The sequence below is a fragment of the Paenibacillus sp. Aloe-11 genome, assembly GCF_000245715.1.
Lineage (GTDB): Bacteria > Bacillota > Bacilli > Paenibacillales > Paenibacillaceae > Paenibacillus > Paenibacillus kribbensis.
Genome location: NZ_JH601067.1, coordinates 202,944 through 206,630, shown reverse-complemented (window position 1 = coordinate 206,630; position 3,687 = coordinate 202,944). Strand labels below are relative to the sequence as shown.

Genomic DNA, 3,687 nt, shown 5'->3' with positions numbered 1-3,687 from the left:
GATTGAGCAATCGCAAGCAACGAAGTCAAGCATGCGCCAACCTCATTCAAGCATATCCTATTCAAGCATTCAGTTGCCCGTCAAATTCATCGAACGGGCAACGACGAGAAAGGTGGATTTTCATGGCTAAAATTTTGATTATTGGAAGCAGTACAATGGATCTTGTAGTTACTTCATCCAAGCGCCCTGTTGCAGGAGAAACTGTACTCGGCGAAAGCTTTACAACCGTGCCTGGAGGCAAAGGCGCTAATCAGGCAGTAGCTGCAGCCCGTCTCGGAGCGGACGTAACGATGATTGGGCGTGTAGGAGATGACCAATTCGGACAACAGATTTTACGGAATTTCGAAGAAAATCATGTCCATATCGGCTATGTGAAACCGGTTACACATATGGAGAGCGGCACTGCACATATTATACTGGCTGAGGGCGATAACAGTATTATTATGGTCAAGGCAGCCAATAACGAAGTGACACCCGCCTATGTGGAAGAAGCACTTGATGTCATCCGAAGCTCGGATATGGTGCTGGTGCAACAGGAAATACCGGCGGAAACGGTCGTTTATGTAAGCGAAATATGCGCAAAGTACCAAATACCGTTCTTGTTCAATCCTGCTCCGGCACGTGAAGTAGAGGCCAGCGTGATTGAGAATGCGACATACATTACGCCAAATGAGCATGAAGCTGCCATCATGTTCAAGGACTTGAGCCTTCAAGAGGCCCTGCGCAAATATCCGAACAAGCTGTTTGTTACGGAGGGCAGCAATGGAGTACGGTTTTTCGACGGAGAACAGGAAGTAGTGGTTCCTACTTATAAAGTAGAGGCCGTTGATACCACCGGTGCAGGTGATACATTCAACGCTGCATTTGCGGTGGCACTGGCTGAAGGAAAATCACTGGCTGACAGTGTGAAATTCGCTAATCGCGCTGCTTCATTGTCCGTTACCAAATTTGGAGCCCAGGGTGGTATGCCGACCCGACGTGAAGTGGAGGAGCAATTATAATATGAAAAAACATGGAATCCTGAACAGTCATATATCCAAAATTTTGTCGGATCTCGGCCACACGGACTATATTGTCGTGGCCGATGCCGGTCTGCCTGTTCCAGAAGGCGTTCCCAAAATTGATTTGGCCCTTAAGCTGGGTGTCCCTTCCTTTCAGGACGTCGTAGATGTCATCGCTGCGGATATGGTAATCGAAAAGGTGACGTTGGCTGAAGAAATCAAACATGAAAATGAACAGGCATTAGAGCAGATTACCCGTACGTTTTCAGGGGAGCAATCAGAAAATCTGCAGCTTGCGGCACAACCTGCAGTCATTGAATTTTGCTCGCATGAACAATTCAAGGAGCTGACCGGGCATGCCAAGGCGATCATTCGCACAGGTGAAGCCAAGCCGTATGCCAATTGTATTTTACAGGCAGGGGTTAACTTTGGATAATCCATTTTGGCTAAGATATTTTTTGAATAAAAAGGAGGGTGCAGCATGCAGATTCAAATGAAGGGAATTCACAAATCCTTTGGAACCAATCAGGTGCTGAGTGGAGTAGATTTTGATCTCCGTGAAGGAGAAGTACATGCCCTCATGGGTGAAAATGGTGCAGGCAAGTCAACGCTGATGAATATTTTAATCGGATTGCACCAGCGTGATGAGGGAACGATCACGATCGACGGTCAGGAAACGTATTTTACTAATCCCAAGGAGGCCGAGCAAAAGGGAATTGCTTTTATTCATCAGGAATTAAATGTGTGGCCGGAGATGACGGTGCTGGAAAATCTGTTTATCGGCAAGGAAATGACATCCAAGTGGGGATTACTGAACAGTACTAAAATGAAAGCGTTAGCAAACACGCAATTCGCTAAGCTTGCGGTAAATCTTCCTTTGAATGGTGAGGCAGGTGATTGCTCTGTAGGTCAACAGCAGATGATTGAAATAGCCAAAGCACTGATGACGGATGCAAAAGTTATCGTGATGGATGAACCAACAGCCGCCTTAACCGAACGGGAAATTCAAAAGCTGTTTGAGGTTATTGCTTCCTTGAAAAAGGATGGCGTTTCAATTGTATATATATCACATCGGATGGAGGAGATATTTGCGATCTGCGACCGGATTACCGTCATGCGTGACGGGAAAACAGTGGATACCCAAGCCATTCCAGATACCAATTTTGATGAGGTTGTACGTAAGATGGTCGGAAGAGAGCTGACCGAACGCTACCCGGTAAGAACGCCTGCTTTGGGGGACGTGGTATTGGAGGTCAAAAACGCCTCGCATAAAGGTCTGTTTGAAAATGTGAATTTTTCGGTAAGATCAGGTGAAATTGTAGGTTTCTCAGGTTTGATGGGCTCGGGACGGACCGAAATCATGCGGGCACTTTTTGGACTGGATACTTTGGACAGCGGAGAAATACATGTACGTGGAAAAAAGGTGTCTATTCGCAAGCCGGATGATGCGGTGAAGTTGGGAATTGGCTTCATTACTGAAGACCGTAAAGATGAAGGTTTGGTGCTGGATTTTTCGATCAGGGAAAACATGGTGCTGCCCAATCTGTTTAGCTTTACTTCAAAAGGATTGATTTCAGACAAAAAAGAGCTGGATTTTGTTAATACGTTAATTAAGCGCTTACAAATTAAAACCCAGTCGGGCGAAACGCCTGTCCGCAGTCTGTCAGGTGGGAATCAGCAAAAGGTAGTTATCGCCAAATGGGTAGGCATTGGACCAAACGTTCTTATCCTCGATGAACCAACGAGAGGCGTGGATGTGGGGGCCAAACGGGAAATTTACCAATTAATGAACGAACTGACTGAACGCGGAGTCGCCATTATCATGGTATCCTCAGAGCTCCCCGAGATACTCGGCATGAGCGACCGTATTGTCGTGGTGCATGAGGGAAAGATCAGTGGAGAGCTGAGCAGGGAAGAAGCCACACAAGAAAACATTATGACGTTAGCTACAGGAGGACAGTAATATGACAACTATGAATGAAGCAAAAGGCAGCAAAGGCTTTTCGATGTCACAAATTACACAAAAGCTTGGTCCGTTGTTGGGACTCATTATTCTGGTGATCATCGTCTCTGTCTTGAATCCCAGTTTTTTGGAACCGCTTAATATTCTGAACTTGTTACGACAGGTGTCCATTAATGCGCTGATTGCGTTTGGCATGACCTTCGTTATTCTCACAGGTGGAATTGATTTGTCAGTCGGCTCTATATTAGCATTGTCCAGTGCCTTTGTTGCCAATATGATGCTGGCCGGTTTTGATCCAATTCTGGCGATTATCATTGGCTGCGCATTGGGTGGCGTGATGGGGATGGTCAACGGCTTGATGATCACGAAAGGTAAAATGGCTCCGTTTATCGCTACACTGGCAACTATGACCATTTTCAGAGGATTGACACTCGTCTATACCGACGGGAATCCCATTACAGGACTTGGGGATAGTCTGATTTTTCAATTGTTCGGTCGCGGCTATCAGTTTGGTATTCCGGTTCCGGCAATTACGATGCTCATTACGTTTGCAGTACTGTGGACCATTTTGCATAAAACGCCGTTCGGACGCAAAACGTATGCCATCGGGGGAAATGAGAAGGCTTCCATCATATCCGGTATTAAAGTGCCGCGCGTAAAAATTTGGATTTACTCTCTCGCTGGAATGCTGTCTGCTTTGGCGGGTGCTATTTTGACCTCACG

Annotated in this window: 3 protein-coding genes and 1 pseudogene; all 4 read left to right on the top strand. The window is 46.3% G+C overall.

What is annotated here, in order from left to right; genetic code table 11:
- Positions 1 to 122 precede the first annotated feature (122 nt).
- Positions 123 to 1,001: a ribokinase gene (gene rbsK / locus WG8_RS22070; protein WP_007432498.1), complete on the top strand. Its 879-nt coding sequence runs from the start codon at positions 123 to 125 to the stop codon at positions 999 to 1,001.
- 1 nt (position 1,002) lies between these two features.
- Positions 1,003 to 1,437: a D-ribose pyranase gene (rbsD, locus tag WG8_RS22065; protein ID WP_007432497.1), complete on the top strand. Its 435-nt coding sequence runs from the start codon at positions 1,003 to 1,005 to the stop codon at positions 1,435 to 1,437.
- Positions 1,438 to 1,482: 45 nt separating this feature from the next.
- On the top strand, positions 1,483 to 2,964 hold the full coding sequence (locus WG8_RS22060) for a sugar ABC transporter ATP-binding protein (RefSeq protein WP_007432496.1): 1,482 nt from the start codon (positions 1,483 to 1,485) through the stop codon (positions 2,962 to 2,964).
- A 1-nt stretch (position 2,965) separates the two neighbouring features.
- Positions 2,966 to 3,687, top strand: a pseudogene (locus WG8_RS22055) (ABC transporter permease); the annotation flags it as partial.

Coding starts and splice junctions, on each gene's coding strand:
- WG8_RS22060 (WP_007432496.1), top strand. CDS start 1,483: ATGCAGATTCAAATGAAGGGAATTCACAAATCCTTTGGAACCAATCAG.
- rbsK (WP_007432498.1), top strand. CDS start 123: ATGGCTAAAATTTTGATTATTGGAAGCAGTACAATGGATCTTGTAGTT.
- rbsD (WP_007432497.1), top strand. CDS start 1,003: ATGAAAAAACATGGAATCCTGAACAGTCATATATCCAAAATTTTGTCG.